At 71.2% G+C, this 17,454-nt stretch carries 8 protein-coding genes and 1 pseudogene; 5 read left to right on the top strand and 4 right to left on the bottom strand.

Features of this window, described 5'->3' with window-relative positions:
* The first annotated feature begins 159 nt into the window (after positions 1-159).
* Positions 160-1,524, top strand: coding sequence for an efflux transporter outer membrane subunit (locus F1599_RS05625; protein ID WP_190286316.1), 1,365 nt, complete (start codon positions 160-162; stop codon positions 1,522-1,524).
* 157 nt (positions 1,525-1,681) lie between these two features.
* Here the strand turns inward: F1599_RS05625 and pdeM are convergent, their stop codons facing one another.
* The 4 genes and pseudogenes from pdeM to F1599_RS05605 all read right to left on the bottom strand — a co-directional run bounded on the left by pdeM (position 1,682) and on the right by F1599_RS05605 (position 8,143).
* Positions 1,682-2,434, bottom strand: coding sequence for a ligase-associated DNA damage response endonuclease PdeM (gene pdeM, locus F1599_RS05620; RefSeq protein ID WP_223819495.1), 753 nt, complete (start codon positions 2,432-2,434; stop codon positions 1,682-1,684).
* 8 nt (positions 2,435-2,442) lie between these two features.
* Positions 2,443-5,172, bottom strand: a complete 2,730-nt coding sequence (locus tag F1599_RS05615) for a ligase-associated DNA damage response DEXH box helicase (protein ID WP_150082469.1) — start codon at positions 5,170-5,172, stop codon at positions 2,443-2,445.
* A gap of 119 nt (positions 5,173-5,291) precedes the next feature.
* Positions 5,292-6,974 (bottom strand): annotated as a pseudogene (locus tag F1599_RS05610) (ATP-dependent DNA ligase); the annotation flags it as partial.
* Complete coding sequence (locus tag F1599_RS05605) at positions 6,971-8,143, bottom strand: ligase-associated DNA damage response exonuclease (RefSeq protein WP_150082468.1); 1,173 nt, start codon at positions 8,141-8,143, stop codon at positions 6,971-6,973. The pseudogene F1599_RS05610 and the gene F1599_RS05605, both read right to left, overlap by 4 nt.
* 325 nt (positions 8,144-8,468) lie before the next feature.
* Here F1599_RS05605 and F1599_RS05600 point away from each other — a divergent pair, with 325 nt between their 5' ends.
* The 4 genes from F1599_RS05600 (at position 8,469) to treS (ending at position 17,449) form a co-directional block, all read left to right on the top strand.
* A complete protein-coding gene (locus tag F1599_RS05600) occupies positions 8,469-9,080 on the top strand; it encodes a type 1 glutamine amidotransferase domain-containing protein (protein ID WP_149316293.1) in 612 nt (203 codons plus the stop codon).
* Between the two features lie 18 nt (positions 9,081-9,098).
* Positions 9,099-10,421 (top strand): ATP-binding protein, encoded by a 1,323-nt coding sequence (locus tag F1599_RS05595; protein ID WP_150082467.1) that lies wholly within the window; start codon positions 9,099-9,101, stop codon positions 10,419-10,421.
* A 234-nt stretch (positions 10,422-10,655) separates the two neighbouring features.
* Positions 10,656-14,027, top strand: coding sequence for an alpha-1,4-glucan--maltose-1-phosphate maltosyltransferase (locus F1599_RS05590; RefSeq protein WP_150082466.1), 3,372 nt, complete (start codon positions 10,656-10,658; stop codon positions 14,025-14,027).
* On the top strand, positions 14,024-17,449 hold the full coding sequence (treS, locus tag F1599_RS05585; RefSeq protein ID WP_150082465.1) for a maltose alpha-D-glucosyltransferase: 3,426 nt from the start codon (positions 14,024-14,026) through the stop codon (positions 17,447-17,449). Before F1599_RS05590 ends, treS begins: the two co-directional genes overlap by 4 nt.
* Positions 17,450-17,454: the final 5 nt, after the last annotated feature.

Below are 17,454 nucleotides of genomic sequence, written 5' to 3'. Positions count from 1 at the left end.
GGCTCGCGTAGCGGTCCGCTTGTCGGTCCGCTTATCGGTCCACGTATCGGCCCGCGCATTGCCCCGCGTATCGGCCCGCGCATTGCCCCGCGCATTGGCCCGCGTATTGCCCCGCGTATTGCCCCGCGTATCCACGCCCGCATTGGCGCCGTGTTGCGCATGGCGCTGTGCGCGGTGGCGCTGCCGCTGCTGTTCGGCTGCATGGGCCCGCGGCCGGAGCCGCCGGCCGCAGCCGCGCTGACGCCGCCCCCCGCATGGCGCGTCGAACCCGGCCCGAGCGCGCCGCTTGAGCGCGACTGGTGGCGCCGCTATGGCGACCCGGTGCTGGCGCAGCTGGTCGAACGCGCACTGGCCAACAACGCCGATCTCGGCGTCGCCGCGGCGCGTGTCGCCGAAGCGCGGGCGCAGCAGCGGCTCGCGCAGGCCCAGCTGCTGCCGACGCTCGACGCCACCGCGACCGGCGGACGCTCCCGCAGCCTGAATGCGCTGGGACGGGAATCGATCTCGAATTCGTTCGAGCCGCAGTTCCAGGCCGCTTACGAGATCGATCTGTTCGGGCGCCTGGCCGACCTGTCGGCTGCCGCGCGCGCCGGCACGCGGGCCAGCGAAGCGGCCCACGACGCGGCGGTGCTGTCGGTCGCCGCGACCACGGCGCGGGCCTACCTGACGCTGCGCGCCCTCGATGCCCAGCTCGCCGTGGTACGGCAGACGCTGGCGGCGCGCGAGGACGCCTTGCGGCTGGCGCGGCGCCGTGCCGATGCGGGCTACACCTCGCAACTGGAGTTCGCGCAGGCGCGCGCCGAATACGAGTCCACCGCGCAGGCGGTGCCGCAGGCCGAGCTGGCGGTCGCACGACAGGAGAACGCCTTGCTGCTGCTGATCGGCGAATCGCCGTCGGGCGGGATCGCGCGCGGCGCCGCGCTGTCCGCACTGCGGCCGCCGCCCGTGCCCGATGGCCTGCCCGCCGACCTGCTGCGGCGTCGCCCGGATATCGCGCAGGCCGAGTTCCAGCTGGCCGCGACCGATGCCAATCTGAGCGCCGCGCGCAAGGCGTTCCTGCCGCAGCTGCACCTGTCCGGTTCCGCGGGTCTGCTGTATGCCAGCGGCGTGGCCAACCCGGTCCGTATCTGGTCGCTCGGCGGCAGCATCCTGGCACCGCTGTTCGAGGGCGGCCGCATCGAGGCCGGCGCACAGGTTGCGACGGCACAGCGCGATCAGGCCGCCTTCGCCTACCGCCGCACCGCGCTGACCGCCTTCCGCGAGGTCAACGACAATCTCGCGGCGCTGCGCCAGCTCGAGGCGCAGGTCCTGCATCTGGGCCAACAGCGCGACGCGCTCGCGGCCGCGCTGCGTCACGCAACCAATCGCTATCGCGCCGGCTATTCGCCGTACCTGGAGCAGCTCGATGCGCAGCGCGGACTGCTGAGCGCGGAGCTGAACCTCATCCAGGCGCATGCGGATTGGCTCAATGCCAGCGTGGCCCTGTACCAGGCGATGGGGGGCGGCTGGACTTGGCCACGGTAAGCGGTGAGCAGTAAGCGGTTAGTGGAAGCGGTAAGCGATGAGCCGTAAGCTCTGAGCTCTGAGCTCTGAGCTGTGAGCTGTGAGCTGTGAGCGGTACGCGGTGAGCGGTACGCAGCGAGCGGTAAAACGCCTCTGCGCGACTCCGCGTCACGCGACACTACCGCGCCGGCACCGCCCACACGCGGCCGTCGCCGATCACATAGACGCGCCGCTGCGGCGCGCGCCTGACCGGAGCGTGACCGGTAAAGGCGCCGAACGCCGGCAGGATGCCGGCATGCGCATCGAAGACGAAGCACGGCAGGCGGACCGAATCCGAACCGGCCCGCAGCGTATAGGCCGGATGCAGATGCCCGGCCAGTTCGTAGCCCCCGTTGGCCGCGCCCGGCAGATGGCACAGCGCGAACGGCCCCCGCCGCCACGGTTCCGAGACCACCGCGATGTCGAGCGAGGGCGGCGGATCGCCGGCGCGCGCATCGTGATTGCCGCGTACCAGCGTGCATCGCAGCCCCGGTTGCACCGCGGATTGCAGGCCGGCGCGCCAGTCGGCCAGCGCGGCCAGCAACGCCGGCGTTCGGCTCGCGCGGGCATGCAGGAAGTCGCCGAGAAAGACCAGCTCACGCGCCGGATAACGAGCCGCAAGGTCCGACAGCCGCGCGAGGTTGTCGCGCGTGGTGCCGGCCGGCACCGGCTGGCCAAGCGCGCGATAGGCCGCGGCCTTGCCGAAATGCACGTCGGCGACCAGCAGCATCGACGCGGCCGGCCACCAGACCGCGCGCTCGGGCAGCAGCCACAGCGTCTCGCCCGCGACTTCCACCCGGCGCGCGGAGGAAGATGCGGACGACGGCGCGGACGAGGGGGACGACGAGCGAGCGGACGAAGACGACGAAGACGACGAAGAAGCAAGCGACATCGGGGGACTCACAGCGGCGGCAGCGGCTTCGAGATCTTGCGCGGGCGCCGACGGCGCGAAGACGACGAAGAAGACGAAGACGAAGACGAGGACGAGGACGACCGCGACGACGACCCGGCATGATCGGCCATGCCGAAGCGCGCGATCTCCGCGACGCGATCGGCCGGCGGCTCTTCCACCGGCACCGACATGCCAACGCCCTCGCTGGCGCCCTCGCCCTCCGGCCCCGCGGCCCGTTCGAGCTCGGCCAGCATCCGCGCGATGCGGTCGGCGAGCTTCTCGGTGCTCAACTTCTCGCGCAGGAATTCGACGATCAGCGGAAACGACAGCGGCGTCGGCCGCTTCAGCACGCGCAGATCCAGCCGCAGCCCCGCCAGCCGATCCAGCGTGCGCGACAGCCGCGCGGCATCCAGTTCCTGGTTCAGGACCTCGCGCTCGGCCTGGCCCAGCAGCAGGTTCCCGGGGTCGTGCTTGCGGAAGACCTCGTAGAACAGGCTCGACGAGGCCTGCAACTGGCGCGCGCTCTTGTGCGCGCCGGGATAGCCCTGGAACACCAGCCCCGACACCCGTGCGATCTCGCGAAAGCGCCGCAGCGACAGCTCGCCGGCGTTGAGGCTGGCCAGCACGTCGGCGACCAGATCGCGCTGCCGCTCCTGCGCCAGCACCAGCGGCAGCCAGTGCGCCCAATCGAGCGGCGCGGCCGACAGCAGCTCCAGCCCGTAGTCGTTGACCGCGACCGAGATCGTGGTCGGCAATTGCGAGCCGAGCCGCCATGCCAGCAGGCTGCCCAGGCCCAGATGCACCGAGCGGCCGGCAAACGGATACAGGAACAGATGCGAGCCCTCGCGCGAGCGCAGCGTCTCGGCCAGCAGCGTGGTGCGCGTCGGCAGCGCCGACCAGCGCTGCTGCAGATCGACCAGCGGCTGGATCAGCGGCAGCTCCGGCGTCTGCGCGGGATCGAGCTTGCCGGCGGCGGCGTCCTCGAGCGTGGCGACCACCGCGTCGGCCAGTTCCGTCGACAGCGGCATGCGCCCGCCATTCCAGCGGGGTACCACGGGGCGCCCCTTGTCGGCGCGGCGGACGTAGGCGGTCATCTCCTGCACGCGCACCAGCTCCAGCAGCCGGCCGCCGAACAGGAAGCAGTCGCCCGGCGACAGCCGCGCGATAAAGCCCTCCTCGACCGTGCCGAGCGACGCGCCGCCACGCCCCGCGCGGCTCCAGTAGCGCACCTGCATGGTCGCATCGCTGACGATGGTGCCGACGCTCATCCGATGACGCCGCGCGAGGCGAACGTCCGGCACGCGCCAGACCCCGTGCTCGTCGGGCTGCACGCGCCGGTAGTCCGGATAGGCCGACAGGCTGCTGCCGCCCTGCCGCACGAAGTCCAGGCACCACTGCCACTCGGCGTCGGTCAGCGTGCGATAGGCATAGGCGCCGCGCACTTCGTCGAGCAGCGCGTCGGGAACGAAGCCCCCGCCCAGCGCGACCGTGACCAGATGCTGGACCAGCACGTCGAGCGGCTTGTCCGGCGACTCGCGCGCTTCGATGCGTCCGGCCATGACCGCATGGCGCGCCGCCACCGCTTCGACCAGTTCGAGGCTGTGGGTCGGCACGATGGTCACCCGCGACGGCCGGCCCGGCGCATGGCCCGAGCGACCCGCACGCTGCAGCAGCCGCGCCACGCCCTTCGGCGAGCCGACCTGCAGCACGCGCTCGACCGGCAGGAAATCGACGCCCAGATCGAGGCTGGAGGTGCAGACCACCGCCTTCAGCGTGCCGGTCTTCAGTCCCGCCTCGACCCAATCGCGCACGTCGCGGTCGAGCGAGCCGTGATGCAGCGCCAGCTGTCCCGCCCAGTCCGGCCGCGCCTCGAGCAGCGCCAGATACCAGCGCTCGGCCTGCGAGCGGGTGTTGAGGAAGACCAGCGTGGTGCTGCTGCCATCGATCTCGCGCACCACATGCGGCAGCATCGACAGGCCCAGATGCCCGGCCCACGGAAAGCGCCCGGCCGCATCGGGCAGCAGCGTATCGACAATCAGCTGCTTGGGGATCTTGCCTCGCACCAGCTCGCGCCGCTCGGCCGGCGTGCCCGACAGCAGCACCTCGCTGGCATGTTCGAGATTGCCGAGCGTGGCCGACAAACCCCAGACCACCAGATCGGGACACCAGCGGCGCAGCCGTGCCAGCGCCAGCTGCACCTGCACGCCGCGCTTGTTGCCGATCAGCTCGTGCCATTCGTCGACCACCACCATGCGCACGCGGCCCAGCGCTTCCTTGGCATCGGCGCGTGTCAGCAGCAGCGACAGGCTCTCCGGCGTGGTCACCAGCGCGGTCGGCAGCCGTCGTGCTTGCGCGGCGCGCTCGCTGCTGCCGGTGTCGCCGGTGCGCAGGCCGACGGTCCAGTTCAGTCCGAGATCGGCCAGCGGCGCCTGCAGGGCACGCGCGGTATCGGCGGCGAGCGCGCGCATCGGCGTCAGCCACAGAACGGTCAACGGCGGTGCAATGGAAGACTGCGCCGCCGGCTCGCCATGGCGCAGCAGCGCGCCGAGCCAGGCCGCGTAGGTCTTGCCGGTGCCGGTGGTCGCATGCACGAGGCCGCTGCGGCCGGCGGCGATCGCCTGCCACACCTGGCGCTGGAACGGAAACGGCTGCCAGCCGCGTTGCGCGAACCATTGCGGCAGCACCTGCGCCAGCGGCGCCGGGGTAGAGGCCAGCGCATCCGCGGCGCGCGCGCTCATGCGGCCTCCCCGCGCTTGCCGCGTTTGCCGCGGTCGTCGCGCTGATTGCGCTGATCTCGCTGATCGCGTTCATCACGCTCGGCACGTTCGGCGCGTTCGGCGCGTTCGCCGCGCTCTGCGGAGGGCAGCATGCCCTGCAGCGTCTGCAGCGTGTCGGCCTCCTCGATCGTCTTGTCGGTACGCCAGCGCAGCATGCGCGGAAAGCGCACCGCGATGCCGCTCTTGTGGCGGCTGCTGCGGGCGATGCCCTCGAAGCCGAGCTCGAACACCTGGGTCGGCTCGACGCTGCGCACCGGCCCGAAGGTCTCGATGGTGGTCCGCCGCACGATCGCATCGACCTGCCGCATCTCCTGGTCGGTCAGGCCCGAGTAGGCCTTGGCGAACGGCACCAGCACCCGGCCCTCGGTGCCCGGGGGCGCGCTCCATACCGCGAAGGTGAAGTCGGTGTACAGGCTGGCGCGACGGCCGTGGCCGCGCTGCGCGTAGATCAGCACCGCATCGACCGCGTACGGATCGATCTTCCATTTCCACCAGACGCCGACATCCTTGGTCCGGCCCGCGCCGTAGGCGGCATCGAGCGCCTTCAGCATGAAGCCCTCGACGCCGAGCTCGCGCGACGATTCGCGCAGCACCGCGTACCCTGGCCAGTCGTCCGCCTGCACCAGGGGACTCGCCCGCAGCGCCGGATGCCGATGCACGGCGAGCACGCTCTCGAGCGCGATACGGCGCTCGCCCTGCGCCCGCCGGCGCCAGTCCTCGCCCTGCCATTCGAGCAGGTCGTAGGCGAGCAGCACCGCCGGTGCGTCGCGCAGCAGCTTCGCGCCCAGGTTCTTGCGGCCGATGCGCTGCTGCAGCAAGGCGAACGGCTGCACCCGCTCGTCGCGCCAGACCACGATCTCGCCGTCGATCACGGTGCCGTCCGGCAACGGCGCGGCGGCCTCGGCCAGTTCGGGGAAGCGCTCGGTGATCAGGTCCTCGCCGCGCGACCAGATCCAGGTCTGGCCATCGCGCCGCACGATCTGTGCGCGGATGCCGTCCCACTTCCATTCGACCTGCCATTGCGAGACCGGACCCAGCACCGCGTCGAACTGTTCCAGCGGCGCCTGCAGCGGATGGGCCAGAAAGAACGGATACGGCTGCCCGCCTCGGCTGCGCGGGACGTTGGTCCCATCGCCGGCGCCCTCGCCGTGCTCGCCGTGCTCGCCGCCACCGTCGGGGGCGATCAGCGCCAGATAGTGCTCGGCATCGGGCCGCGCCGAGATATCGGTATAGCCGACCATCCGTTCGGCCACGCGCTTCGGATCGATGCCGGCCACCTCGCCGAGCGCGCGGGTGACCAGCAGCCGCGAAACGCCGACGCGGAAGGCGCCGGTGATCAGCTTGAACAGCACCAGCCGCGCCTGCGCGTCGAGCGGCCGCCATAGTGCATCGAGCCTGGGCAGCAGGACGTCGGGCGGCAGGCCACGCAATGGCAGCAGCCGCTGTTCGACCCACTCCGCCAGGCCCGCGTCGTCGGCATGCTCGGACTCGGGCAGCAGCAAGGCGATGGTCTCGGCCAGGTCGCCGACGGCCTGGTAGCTCTCCTCGAACAGCCAGGTCGGCAGCCGCGCCGCCTGCTCGGCCAGCGTGCGCAGCATCGCCACCGGCACCATCTGGCGCGGCTTGCCGCCAGCGAGGAAATAGACCGCCCAGGCGGCATCGGCCGGCGGCGCGGCCTGCAGGTAGGCGCGCAGCGCCGCTAGCTTCGCGTTGTTCGAGGTGGTGGCGTCGAGCGCGGCGTACAGCTCGGCGAAGGCCTTCATGATGCGTCCCGCGGGTCGATGGCGGAGGGGATGGCCGGGCCGGCCTTGTCATCGGTCGGCCCAGCCGCGGCCGCGGCGGGGGCCGAGGCAGCGGCGTCGGTCTTGGCGTCGGCCTGCGCATCCGCCTCTGCCAAGGCCTCGCTGTCCGGCTCGTCGCGGTCGTGGTCTTCCTCGTCGCCGTACTGCGTCTCGAAGCCCTGCGCCTGCAGCCCGCGCTCGCACAGATAGCGCACCATCGCGTGCACATAGCCATGGGTGACGAACACGCGCTCGGCCCCGGTCGCCTCGATCGCCGCATGCAGGCCGGGCCAGTCGGCATGATCGGAGATCACGAAACCGCGATCGACGCCGCGCCGCCGGCGCGTGCCGCGAATGCGCATCCATCCGCTGGCGAAGGCCTGCGAGGCATCGCCGAAGCGGCGCAGCCACGGCGAGCGCTGCGCCGACGGCGGCGCGATCACCAGCGCCTGGCGCAGCAACGGACTGCGCGGCGGCAACTCGGAGGCATGCACCGTCGCCGGCAACGCCACGCCGGCCGCCGCATAGGCCCGGTTCAGCGCCGTCATCGCGCCATGCTCGACGATCGGCCCCGGCAGCCCCGCTTCGCCGGCCTGCGTCATCAGCCCATGCAGGATGCGCTGCGCCTTGCCGAAGGCGTAGCAGTACAGCACGCTGGCCCGCCCCTGTTCGGCATTGGCGCGCCACCACGACAGGATCTGCGTCATCAGCTCGGCCTGCGACTGCCAGCGATAGATCGGCAGGCCGAACGTGCTCTCGGTGATGAAGGTATCGCAGCGAACCGGCTCGAACGGTGCGCAGGTGCCGTCGTGCGCGAGCTTGTAGTCGCCCGATGCGACCCACACCTGGCCGCCGTATTCGAGCCGGACCTGGGCCGAGCCCAGCACGTGTCCGGCCGGATGCAGGCTGATGCGAACGCCGTTGTGCACCACGGCCTCGCCATAGTCGAGGCTGTCCAGATGGATATCGGGCAGGCGCGACAGCAGCACGCCGCGCCCCGGCGCCGCGCACAGATAGCGGCCGCTGCCGGCGCGCGCATGGTCGGAATGGGCGTGCGTGATGACGGCCCGCGCGACGGGGCGCCACGGGTCGATATGGAAGTCGCCCGGCGGGCAGTACAGGCCCTCGGGCCGCGCTACGACAAGGTCCATGGAAGGCGGACTCCGGCTGCGATGGCGTGGCCGATGGGTCCATCGGCAGGCACATCGATACAACGATGGTATGCCAGCGGCCGCCGCCGGCCCATCGGGCTTAGGCCGACGCGGCGCGGCGCCAAATTGCGGGGGCACGCTTCTTGCCGCTATGGACCGAAGTGGACACGGACGCCGCCTTCCCGCAAGACCCGCGGCGTGGCGGCGAGCGCTTTTTTTACCGCCTGCCGCAAAAGCTACAAGGTCGTGCCGGTCCGCTTCCGTATCGACGCGTTCGCATCGACGCATCGACGTAGCAACTTCCCTGTGCAACGAGGACCGCAAGATGAACCGCAATACGTCCCCCGACGCCAATCATCCCCTGACGGGCAAGCGCATCGCCTTCCTCGTCACCGACCTGTTCGAGCAGGTCGAACTGACCGGCCCGCGCCAGGCCTTGCAGCAGGCCGGCGCCGAAACCGTGATCGTTGCCCCGCACGATGGCGAGGTGCAGGGCGCCCAGCACGACAAGAAGGCCGACCGTTTCGGCGTGCAGGCGACGCTGGCCGACGCCCATCCCGACGACTTCGACGGCGTGGTGCTGCCCGGCGGCACCATGAACGCCGATGCGCTGCGCATGGACCCCGCCGCGCAGCGCTTCGTCAAGAAGATGCAGGACGACGGCAAGCCGATCGCGGTGATCTGCCATGGCCCGTGGCTGCTGGTATCCGCGGGGCTGGTCAAGGGCCGCACGCTGACCAGCTGGCCCTCGCTGGCCGACGATATCCGCAACGCGGGCGGCGAATGGGTGGACCGCGAGGTCGTGCGCGACGGCAACTGGGTCAGCAGCCGCAAGCCGGACGATATCCCCGCGTTCAACCAGGAGATCGTCGCGCTGTTCGCCGAGCTGGGCAAACGCACCGCGCAGGGCAGCGAAGCCCGCGCCGGCCAGGCCTGATCGCCCCGGCACACGGCCATGCAGACTCGTATCGCCATCAACGCGACCGGCGATCTCGCGAACGCGCATGACGCGGCCACCGAACTGGCGGTGCGCTGCGGCTTCGGCGAAATCGCCACCGAGCGGCTCGGCCGCGCGGCGGTCGCGGCGGCCACCGGCATGCTGGATCACGCCGGCGGCGGCGTGCTGCATCTGCGGCCGCTGCAGGAGGAGGTAACGGGGGCCGCCGCGCCGCAGGTCGAGATCCTGGCCGTCGACCTGCCTCGTTCCGCCAGAGCGTCCGATGTGTCCGATACCTCCGATGCGTCCGATGCGTCCGATACGCCCGATGGGTCCGATCGGCCCGATGCCCTGCGCGGCGGGGATGGCAGTCACGGACGCACCCGCGTGGCCGGCAGGCTGGCCGAGCTGTATGAACTGGTGACCGCGCTGGACCGCTACGACAGCCCCGCCGGCTCGGTGATTCGCATGACGCTGTCCCCGGCCGATCGCCCCGGCCCGGTGTCTCTGCCGGCCGTGGCGGTGGGCGTGGTGTGGGCGCCGGCCGACGGCGATGCCGCGCCGGGCGGACTCAACATCCATTCGGCACGAGGGCTGTCGACCGTGGTGCTGGGCCTGGGACGCGGCGCCGAAGCGGCGCGCCGGGTCGCCGCGCTGCAGGGCTTCGGCGCGCAGATGCAGCAGATCGACCGCGTCCGCGCCACGCTGCCCGGGGGCGGCGACATGGCGCTGGCGGCCGCCCAGATCGAAGCGCATGCGGGCCACGTGCGCGTAGCGGGCGCAGGCCGCTTCTGCGCCTGCGTGGTGGAACCCGGCACCCCTGGAGCCGATGCGGCCGATGGCGCCACCACGGTCTCGGTACAGCCGTTGCTGCGCCACAGGGGGGCCCTCGTCGACGGCGGCGCGATGGTGCGCGGACCGCTGGCGCAGGCCCAGGCCGGCTGGCCGCCGCATGCGCTGCTGGTGCTGCATGACGACGGCCTGTCGTGGCCGTGGGCGCTGGAGACCTATCCGGGCCTGCTGGACTGCCATCCGGCCATCGTGGCCGCCGTGCTGCATCGCGATTACTGCCGTCAGCCCGGCCATGGCTGCGTGCTGGTGTGCCGCCGCAGCGCGGAATGCGCCACGCCCGCGCCTTCCCGCACCGCGCTGCCGGCCGCCGCCGCCACGCGCGCCGCGCCGGCCTTGGCCGCCGCCGATCGAGACGGAGAACAAGACGAAAGCCGGCCCGCCGCGGATGGAGACGGCAGCCGCCCCGTTGCGGCCGCACGGCGCCCGGCCGGTACTACCCGCCGGCGGCGCAGTGCTCGCAATCCCGGCGCGGGACGGCCGGCCGCCTGAGCCGGATCGCGCGGCACCGCTTCGGATACTTTCTGCCAGCGCGGCACTGTAGTTTTTACAGGCCACATTTCGGTGCTTGTCATTTCGGCAAGCGGCGTTCCTGCCGCAATCGCGCGCCGTGCCTTGCGGGGCAAGGCAGGCTCCGCGGGCGCGTCGGTGCTTGTCCGACGCGGCGGTATATTGGCACGCGCTTCGCATCAGTGCCCGGACTGTCCTCTTTCGACGAGCCCATCCGTGCGCATCTGCCAGATCGATCCGAACTTTGTCCACCAGGCCAATGACGGCACCCTCGGGGCCCTGGCCCGGGCCAAGGCGCTCGGCTTCGATCATGTGCTGCTGGCAGGCGCCTCTCCGCTGCATACCCCGCCCGAGACGCTGGCCGCGATGGCCGCCCACTGCCGGGCCCAAGGGCTGGGCTGCCTGCTGGAGCTGGCGCTGGACCGCTATCCCGACGGCGCGGCGCCGATCGATCCGGGCTGGCGGCACGACGGCGCGATGCCCGATCCCCGCGACACCGACAACCATCTGCCCGGGGCCCGCCTGCGCTGGCACGACGAAGGCGTTGCCGCGGCGCTGGTGTCCTGGTGGACCGAACGGCTGCAGGGGCTGGCCGAGCTCGATATCGCCGGTTATGTGTGCCGCGCACCGGCCCGCGTGGCGGGGCGGCACTGGGGCAGGCTGATCGCGGCTTTGAAGGGTGCGGGCGCATGCGGCAAGCACGGCGAGGCGCGCCGTCCGCCGCTGATGCTGGCCTGGACGCCCGGTACCAGCCCGGCGCAACTGGCCGATCTGGCCGGCGGCGGCTCCGGTGCAGGCTTTGACGGCGCCTTCTGCTCGCTGCCGTGGTGGGACTACCGCAGCCCCTGGCTGGCCGAGGAAATCGCCCGGCTGCGTCCCTTCGGCGCGGTGCTGGCCGCGCCCGCGATGCAGGCCCGCGGCCTCGACGCGCTGGCGGCGCGGCGCGCGCTGTGGACCGCGGCAGCGCTTGGCGACGGCATCCTGGTGCCCGCCGGCTTCGAATGCGGCGGCGGCGACTGCGACGACGACCCGCCTCGCGATCAGGCCCGCGATCAAGGCCGCGGCCAAGCCGCCGACCAATCCCGCGACCGGCACGGCGGCCGCGATGGCGACGCGGATCCTGAACTCAGCTACGACCTGTCGCACGAGCTGATCCATGCCAACGCCTGGATCGCCGCGCGCGGTCCGGCCCCGGCGCTGGCGGTGCGCCAGCTGAGCGGCGCCGATGGCGCGCTGGTCGCGCTGGCGCGGCTGCCGATGCCCGCCGCCGGCGCGCCGCTGCCACTGGCCATCGTCATCAATCCCGATTTGCAGCAGCCGGCCAGCCTCGGCGCCGACCGCATCCTCAGCGCGCTGCCGCATGGTGCGGGCACCCTGCTGGCGGCCGATGGCGGACCTGGCGGTGGCGTCGAGCCCGGCACGCTGCTCGATGCGCTGGACAACATCACGCTGGCCCCGGCAGGCGTGCAGTTGTTCCATGCCGCCCCGTCGGCGGCGCTGGCCGAGCCGGCCCGGCGCGAGGGCAAGCGCTTCGGCGCCTCGGTGCGCGCCGCGCTCGAACGCAGCGTCGCCGCGGCCGTGCAGGCGCCGCGCATCGCCATCGAGAACGTCGCGCCGGCCTGCGACAACGGCCGCTTCGCGGTGCGCCGCGTAACCGGCGAGCGGGTGGAAGTCAGCGCCGATATCTGGATGGACGGCCACGACAAGCTCGCCGCCGTGGTGCTGTGGCGCGGTCCCGGCGAGGAAAGCTGGCACGAGGCGCCGATGGTGCCGACCGTCAACGACCGCTGGGTCGGCAGCTTCGCGCTGACCGCGCTGGGCCGGCACGAATTCACCGTGGAGGCGTGGCACGATGCCTTCGCCACCTGGTGCGACGAGGTCACCAAGAAGAAGCAGGCCGGCGTCGACGTGACGCTGGAAATCGAGGAAGGCGCGCGCCTGGTCGCCAATACGCTGCGGCACGGGCGGACCGGCGAGCGCGAGGCATCGCGCGCGCTGCGAGAGGTGGTAGCCGAGCTCGAGGCCGCGGCGAAGGACGACCTGCGCCGGCTCGAGATCCTGCTGTCGCCGCACACCCGCACGCTGATGCAGGCGGCCGATCCGCGCCACTTCTCCACGCGCCACCCCGTCGCGATGCCGGTCGAGGCCGACCGGCTGGCGGCGCGCTTTGCCAGCTGGTACGAACTGTTTCCGCGCTCGCAGAGCGGCGACGCCGAGCGCCACGGCACCTTCGACGACGTGATCGAACGGCTGCCGGCGATCCGCGCGATGGGCTTCGACGTGCTGTATTTCCCGCCGATCCATCCGATCGGCCGTGCCAACCGCAAGGGCCGCAACAACAGCCTGCGCGCCGCGCCCGACGATCCGGGCAGCCCGTATGCGATCGGCTCGGCCGAGGGCGGCCACGACGCGATCCACCCGCAGCTGGGCACCATCGAGGATTTCCGCCGGCTGCGCGCGGCCAGCGCCGCGGCGGGGCTGGAGCTGGCGCTCGATTTCGCGATCCAGTGTTCGCCCGACCATCCCTGGCTGCGCGAGCATCCCGAATGGTTCGCGCACCGGCCCGACGGCTCGCTGCGCTATGCGGAAAATCCGCCGAAGAAGTACGAGGACATCGTCAACGTCGACTTCTACGCCAAGGGCGGCGCCGCGCCCGCGCTGTGGATCGCGCTGCGCGACGTCGTGATGTTCTGGGTCAACGAGGGCGTGCGCATCTTCCGCGTCGACAACCCGCACACCAAGCCGCTGCCGTTCTGGGAATGGATGATCGCCAACGTGCGCGAGCGCCATCCCGACACCATCTTCCTGGCCGAGGCCTTCACGCGGCCCAAGATGATGGCGCGGCTGGCCAAGCTGGGCTTCAGCCAGTCGTACACCTACTTCACCTGGCGCAACCACAAGCGCGAGCTGATCGAGTACATGACGGAGCTGACGCGCACGCCGCTGCGCGAATACTTCCGCCCCCACTTCTTCGTCAACACGCCGGACATCAATCCCTACTTCCTGCACGACTCGGGACGGCCGGGCTTCCTGATCCGCGCCGCGCTGGCAACGCTGCTGTCCGGGCTCTGGGGCATGTACAACGGCTTCGAGCTGTGCGAGGGCACGCCGCTGGTGGTCAACGGCGTGACCAAGGAGGAGTATCTCGATTCGGAGAAGTACCAGCTGCGCGCCTGGGACTGGAACCGGCCCGGCAATATCGTTGCCGAGATCACGCGGCTGAACCAGATCCGCGCCAGCCATCCGGCGCTGCAGAACCACCTGGGCCTGCGCTTCCTGCATGCGAGCGACGATGCGGTGCTGTACTTCGCGCGTTACGTCCCCACTTCGCACGATGCGGACGCGGCCTTCGGCGACGACGTGCTGCTGGTGGCGATCAACCTGGACCCGCGCACGGTGCGCGAGGCCGATATCGAACTGCCGCTGTGGGAATGGGGCCTGCCCGATCACGGCGCGCTGGCCGCCGAGGATCTGATGCACGGCCACCGCTTCCAGTGGCAGGGCAAGCATCAGCGCATCCGGCTCGATCCGCACGCGCTGCCGTTCGCCCTGTGGCACGTCAAGCCACGACGCGAGGAGTCTGCATGAAGCGCCTCTCCGAGCGCGGCAGCACCGCGCTGCTCAACGCCGATCCGCTCTGGTACAAGGACGCGGTCATCTACCAGCTGCACCTCAAATCGTTCTACGACGCCAATGGCGACGGCGTCGGCGACTTCGCCGGGCTGCTGGCCAAGCTGGACTATCTGGTCAGCCTCGGCGTCGACACGATCTGGCTGCTGCCCTTCTATCCCTCGCCGCGCCGCGACGACGGCTACGACATCGCGGACTACCGCAACGTCCATCCGGAATACGGCACGCTGGCCGAAGTGCGCCGTTTCATCGCCGCCGCGCATGCGCGGGGGCTGCGCGTGATCACCGAGCTGGTGATCAACCACACCTCCGACCAGCACCCGTGGTTCCAGCGCGCACGCCACGCCAAGCCGGGCTCGGCCGCGCGCAACTACTACGTCTGGTCCGACACCGACCAGGCCTACAGCGGCACGCGCATCATCTTCTGCGATACCGAGAAGTCGAACTGGAGCTGGGACCCGGTGGCCGGGGCGTACTTCTGGCACCGCTTCTATTCGCACCAGCCGGACCTGAACTTCGACAATCCGCTGGTGCTGCGCGACGTGCTGTCGGTGATGCGGTTCTGGCTCGACATGGGCATCGACGGGCTGCGGCTCGACGCCGTGCCGTATCTGGTCGAGCGCGAGGGCACCAGCAACGAGAACCTGCCCGAGACCCATGCGGTGATCCGCCAGATCCGCAAGCATCTGGACGACCACTACCAGGGCAGGCTGCTGCTGGCCGAGGCCAATATGTGGCCCGAGGACGCGCAGCAGTACTTCGGCGGCACGCCCGCCACAGGCGAGCGGCCCGCGCACGGCGACGAATGCCACATGGCGTTCCACTTCCCGCTGATGCCGCGCATGTACATGGCGATCGCACGGGAAGACCGCTTCCCGATCACCGACATCATCCGCCAGACGCCGGAGATTCCGCCGAACTGCCAGTGGGCGATCTTCCTGCGCAACCATGACGAGCTGACGCTGGAGATGGTGACCAGCAGCGAGCGCGACTATCTGTGGGAGGTCTATGCCTCGGACCGCCGCGCCCGCATCAACCTGGGCATCCGCCGCCGGCTGGCGCCGCTGATGGAACGCGACCGCCGCCGCATCGAGCTGATGAACAGCCTGCTGTTCTCGATGCCCGGCACGCCGGTGATCTACTACGGCGACGAGATCGGCATGGGCGACAACATCCATCTGGGCGACCGCGACGGCGTGCGCACGCCGATGCAGTGGTCGCCCGACCGCAACGGCGGCTTTTCGCATGCCGATCCGGAAAGGCTGGTGCTGCCGCCGCTGCAGGGCCCGCTGTACGGCTACGAGGCCGTCAACGTCGAGGCGCAGTCGCGCGATACCCATTCGCTGCTGAACTGGATGCGCCGCATGCTGGCGTTGCGGCGCCAGCACCGCGCCTTCGGCCGCGGCAGCTTCCGCTTCCTGTTCCCCGGCAACCGGAAAATCCTCGCCTATCTGCGCGAATACGAGGGTGAGCACATTCTTTGCGTGGCCAATCTGTCGCGCGCGCCGCAGGCGGTCGAACTGGACCTGTCCGAGTTCGAGGGCCGGGTGCCGGTCGAGATGCTCGGCGCGACCCCGTTCCCGGCAATCGGCCAGTTGACCTATCTGCTGACGCTGCCGCCCTATGGCTTCTACTGGTTCGTGCTATCCACCGAGGCGCAGCCGCCGTCCTGGCACGTCGACGCTCCGCAGCAGATGCCCGAGCTGATCACGCTGATCATGCAAAACACCGCGCAAGCCGACCTGACCGAAGCGTCGCGTCGCATCCTGTCCAACGAGGTGCTGCCGGACTACATCGCGCGGCGCCGCTGGTTCGGCGCCAAGAGCGAGAAGATCCAGGGCGTCACGATCGCCTACGCGGTACCGTTCGGCGCCGCCGCGCCCGGCGAGGCGATGTATCTGTCCGAGGTCGAGGTCGCACTGCAGGGACGAAGCGAGTGCTATCAACTGCCCGTCAGCGTGCTGTGGGACCACGACGCGCCCGGCGCCAGCGTCCCCCAACTGGCGCACGGACTGGCGATGGCGCGCGTGCGCCGCGGCAGCCGCGTCGGGCTGGCCACCGACGGTTTCGTGGTCGAGCGCTTCGCGCGGGAGGTCGTCAAGGCCCTGCGCGCCGGCACCGAGATCGCCACGCCGCGCGGCCAGATCCACTTCCGCGGCGGACCGGGCCTGGCCGCGCTGGCGCTGGAGGACGATCCGATCCAGTGGATGTCCGCCGAGCAATCGAACAGCTCGCTGTCGTTCAACAACTCGGCGGTGCTCAAGCTGGTGCGGCGCGTCTCCGGCGGCATCCATCCGGAAGGCGAGATGACGCGCTACCTGACCGAGCAGGGCTACGCCAATGCGGCCGCACTGCTCGGCGAAGTGGTGCGCACCGGCGCGGACGGCACGCCGCACACGCTGATGCTGCTGCAGGGCTACATCCTGAACCAGGGCGACGGCTGGAACTGGACGCTCGACTACATCGGCCGCGCCATCGACGACGCGCTGCCGATGGAGAACGAGAACGGCGACGACGAGTTCACCGAGGCGATGCACGGCTTTGCCGCCATGGCGGCGACGCTGGGCCGGCGCCTGGCCGAGCTGCACGCGGTGCTGGCGCGGCCGAGCGAGGACGAGGCCTTCACGCCCGTGCCGGCCGGCCACGCGCAGGTGCGCGAGTGGACCGATGACGCGATGGCCGCGCTGGACACCGCGCTGCAGCTGATGAGCGCCGGCGCCGGCCAGCCGCCGCAGGGCGCGATCGGCGAGCGCTACCGCGCGGACGTGCAGGCGGTGCTCGACAGCCGCGAGCGGCTGCCCGAGCTGGTCGCCTCGCTCGCCGCGGCGGCGCCGGGCAGCCTGCAGACGCGCATTCACGGCGACCTGCATCTGGGCCAGGTGCTGATCGCGCAGAACGACACCTACATCATCGACTTCGAGGGCGAACCCGGCCTGCCGCTGGCCTACCGGCGCCGCAAGACCTCGCCGCTGCGCGATGTCGCGGGCATCCTGCGCTCGTTCGACTATGCCGCGGCCACGGTCGGCACCGATCGCAGCGAGCGCACCCATTCGGCGCTGCCACCGGCGCAGGCCGAGCGGCGCGAAGGCCTGCTGGAGCGCTTCCGCCAGACCGCGACCGACGCCTTCCTCGGCGGCTACCGCGAGGTGGCCGACACCGCGCTGCACCCGTGGGCAAGCGCGGCACAGCTGCAGCCGCTGCTCGACCTGTTCCTGCTCGAGCGCGCCGCCTACGAGGTCAAGTACGAGGCCGACAACCGGGTGACCTGGATCGACCTGCCGGTGCACGGCCTCGCTCGGCTGATCCGCACGCTGACGGGCATGCCCGGCGGCACCGCCGCGGCACCGCCGGCCTCGCCGCCCCCCGCCCCACACGTCTGAGACGC

This window comes from Cupriavidus cauae (genome assembly GCF_008632125.1).
Taxonomy (GTDB): domain Bacteria; phylum Pseudomonadota; class Gammaproteobacteria; order Burkholderiales; family Burkholderiaceae; genus Cupriavidus; species Cupriavidus cauae.
The sequence above is the reverse complement of the archived record's forward strand: the minus strand, read 5'-3'. Positions and strand labels throughout refer to the sequence as shown.